Raw genomic sequence first — 3,001 nt, 5'->3', positions numbered from 1 at the left:
ACACCACTGCACAAAATTCGAAACCAGCCAAAAAAACCAGCCACCACACACAAACATGCGCGACGACCAGCCAATTCAACCAATCAAAAAACAATCGGTATCAACAAACTTGGCACACTATTGAGTTCTCAAACAACAGGAACAACCGGCACCAAACACGACCAAACCGTCATGTCCTCGCTCCGGAGCAACTTTCAAAGCTTACCCGCACCCACCCCGTAACCGCAAATCCGCTTGGTCCCGGCCGGCTCTTACACCAGCACCGCGACCTCGACCAGAAATGGTTTCCGAGGACACCGAGTGAAGCGGGATCTGGCACATGGAACACGTGTCCGAACCGCTTCATTTAGTTGGGGGGTTTGTCGCCCTCACCGGGGCAACTCCATTACTCTACAACCCTCCCGCCGTCATCACAAACCGACCCCTGCCCTCACCTGAAGCGCCCACATCCGCAGCGCCGGCACCGGTGCCCCGCCTGGCCTCGCGCGGAGTGGCCGTATGCGACCACCGGGGCCTGGACCGGGCTCAGTACAGCTGCAGCCGACCGCGGGTCATCCGACACCGTACGGGCTCTGGTCCGCTCGACCGAGTCGTAGTAGACAGGGTGCATGGTAAGGAACATGGGAGTGGCACCGCGGTTGGCCGAAGCCTTGGGCATCGTTCTGGGCACCGAGGAGATCCCGCTGAGGCTCCGGGCGTGGGACGGGTCAGAAGCAGGCCCCCCCGATGCCCCTGTGATCGAGTTCCGCTCCCGGCGGGGATTACGCCGGATGCTGTGGTCTCCGAATCAGCTCGGACTGAGCCGTGCGTACGTTGCAGGGGATATCGACGGGGCCGGCAACCTCTTCGAGGGCTTTTCGGCGCTCAGCTCCGTGGGCAAGTTCGCCGAGCTGAAGGCTTTCCGGCCACCGACCCTCGGTGAACGCATGAGGCTGGTCCGGACGGCCGTTCTCGTGGGAGCGCTGGGCCTTCCGCCCGCGCCGCCACTCGAGGAGATGAACGTGACCCGATGGGGGCGGAAGCATTCCAAGGAGCGGGACGCTGCGGCGATCTCGCACCATTACGACGTGGGCAACGAGTTCTATGCACTCGTGCTCGGGCGGTCGATGGTGTACTCCTGCGCTGTCTGGGAGGACGAGACCATCGGCTTGGACGCAGCCCAGGAAGCGAAGCTCGACCTGGTCTGCCGCAAGCTCGGCCTTCGAGCCGGCATGCGGGTGCTGGATGTGGGCTGCGGCTGGGGCAGCTTTGCGCTGCATGCGGCGCAGAACTACGGAGTCGACGTCGTCGGCGTCACCCTCTCGAAAGAGCAGGCGGACTTCGCCCGTGAGAGAGTGTCCGACGCCGGTCTCGCCGACCGTCTCGAGATCCGGGTTCAGGACTACCGCGATGTCCATGACGGCCCGTTCGACGCGATCAGCTCGATCGGCATGGCCGAACATGTCGGCGGAAGCCAGATCAACGACTACGCGTCCAAGCTGTACAGCCTGCTGCGTCCCGGAGGGCGCCTCCTCAATCACGCGATTTCCTGGAACGCGGGTGACATGCCCCCGGATCCGGACTCCTTCATCCCCCGTTACGTCTTTCCGGACGGCGAGATGCTCAGCCTGACCGTCATGATCGGGGCGCTCGAAGCAGCCGGGCTGGAAGTGCTCGACGTCGAAGCACTGCGCCGGCACTACGCGCTGACGCTTCGGGCCTGGGTACACAACCTCGAGGAGAACTGGGACGAGGCGGTACGCCTCACGAGCGAGGGACGGGCCCGGGTATGGCGGCTGTACATGGCGTCGAGCGCACTCGGGTTCGAGCGGGGGCTGAACGGCGTGAATCAGGTACTGGTCCAGCGTCCGGGAGGAGAGCATCCCCCATTGCGGCGCCGCGAATGGATGTGAAGGCGATCGTGCAAGCAAAGGGTCGAGTGAACCTTCGGCCGACACGATCGCCCGCGTGCATGCGGAGAACCCCGTCGCCGAGGGCAGCCTCATCACAGAGTTCAGGGATCGGTCGGGTTCATCGGTGATGCATCCGGCGAGGGTGTCGCAGCCCTTGCTCTCGGCACCTCTATGTTCCCTGAGTTCGTCGGGGCGCAGCAACGCGTCGAAGGTGAGGAACGCCCTGGTACGCAGGACCCAGGGAACCCTCGGGGGCCGATCGGCAGACCAGGAACCCAGGCTCCTCGGCACTGCGGGCGCCGGACAGTTCTTCCTCGGGCGCGATGCCGGACTTCGCGGTCCGGAAGGCAAGGGTCGGGACATTCTCAGGTACCAGCTCGGCGATCATCACGGAGAACACGGTGGGGAGAGCTCGCGGCGGTCCAGGCTCACGAGGGCGGACTCGGAGTCAACGAACCGACCTGTGCCGGCGGCGAGGATCAACCTGGACGGACTCGTTCTCACGGGGTGACAGCCTTACTCGCTACACACTGACAAGGCACGTCAGTTCCGGGTTCACGCCGCTGCCCCGTCACACCGGGCGCGTCGACCTGTCATGGCCCTGTGTGACTGTCCGCACCGGACCATCGACCACCGCCTCGATCGCACCATCACCAACCCAGACCCTAGGGAGAGCATCATGGGACGCGAGGTCAGGATCGGAAACGCCGCGCAGATGGCGGTTGGGGTGTGGCAGAGGCCGGCGACGGTGGCGGGGCCTGGGGTCAGGGGGTGGGAGGGAACGGGTCCGGGGTGGATTCGCTTCGAGCCGATGTCCCGTCCCGCTGACGCCCTGCCCGCTGGGTGCCTGCCCCATTGTCTGCTCTGTGGTGCCTGGTGCTGGGTGGGTGGTTAACGTGGGAAGGCCCCGCACCTGGTGGTGTGGGGCCTTCCTGTAATGGTTGTCCGGCGGTGTCCTACTCTCCCACACTCTCTCGGGTGCAGTACCATCGGCGCTGTGGGTCTTAGCTTCCGGGTTCGGAATGGGACCGGGCGTTTCCCCCACGCTATGACCGCCGTAACCCTTGCTACCTGACGCGCCCGTGCCGTGCCCCCGGGTGCCCTGATGG

At 64.8% G+C, this 3,001-nt stretch carries 1 protein-coding gene and 1 rRNA gene; one reads left to right on the top strand and one right to left on the bottom strand.

Annotated elements, in window-relative coordinates; translation table 11 throughout:
• Positions 1–608 precede the first annotated feature (608 nt).
• A complete protein-coding gene (locus RY94_RS02560) occupies positions 609–1,892 on the top strand; it encodes an SAM-dependent methyltransferase (protein ID WP_043441522.1) in 1,284 nt (427 codons plus the stop codon).
• 943 nt (positions 1,893–2,835) lie between these two features.
• Here the strand turns inward: RY94_RS02560 and rrf are convergent.
• Positions 2,836–2,952 (bottom strand): 5S ribosomal RNA (rrf, locus tag RY94_RS02555).
• Positions 2,953–3,001 lie beyond the last annotated feature (49 nt).

This window comes from Arthrobacter sp. L77 (assembly GCF_000816565.1).
GTDB lineage: Bacteria > Actinomycetota > Actinomycetes > Actinomycetales > Micrococcaceae > Arthrobacter_D > Arthrobacter_D antioxidans.
This window is presented reverse-complemented; position numbering and strand designations above follow the sequence as displayed.